At 63.8% G+C, this 533-nt stretch carries 1 protein-coding gene; it reads left to right on the top strand.

The window, feature by feature from the left end; all coding sequences use genetic code 11:
• Window positions 1–533 (top strand): MFS transporter (locus CSC71_RS15360; RefSeq protein WP_211368071.1); only part of this gene is annotated, 533 nt, incomplete at both ends.

Raw genomic sequence — 533 nt, 5'->3', positions numbered from 1 at the left:
CTTCTCGTGCTGTGCGCGATCGGCGGGCTGTGGAATTACCCCATCTTCACCATCCCGCGTCAGGTCCGTATGGCGGCTGTGCCTGCGTCACGACGTCGCGCGGCATTGTCACTCGATTCTGTGACCGTGGAGATCTGCTACATGATCGGCCCTACAGTGGCCATCAGCGCAGCGACGACAATCGGAACCCGGATCACCATCACGGCATGCGGGTTCGTTGCCGCCATCGGAGCCATCGGCCTGATGGTCCTCAATCCCGCAACACCAGAGCCTTCTGAGGACAGCCCAGCCCGGCCTGCTACTCCGGCCTCAGCCGCGCCGATCGTCCCGGCGCCACATCGCCGCAAGATGGCGTGGCTATCCCCCCGGTCAGCATCCATCCTCTTCGCAGTCGTTGCCACCGGATTTTGTCTTGGGGGACTGGAGTTGACGGCAGTCGCCGAGATGAGGTCAATGGGCCACCCCGAAATGATCGGTTGGGTGCTGGCCGCATCCGGGTTTGGGTCAGCCATCGGCGGCACACTGTACGGGGC

The organism is Pseudoxanthomonas sangjuensis (genome assembly GCF_010211755.1).
Classification (GTDB): Bacteria; Pseudomonadota; Gammaproteobacteria; order Xanthomonadales; family Xanthomonadaceae; genus Pseudoxanthomonas_A; species Pseudoxanthomonas_A sangjuensis.
Note: the sequence above shows the minus strand (reverse complement) of the source record. Positions and strands in the feature narration are given on the sequence as shown.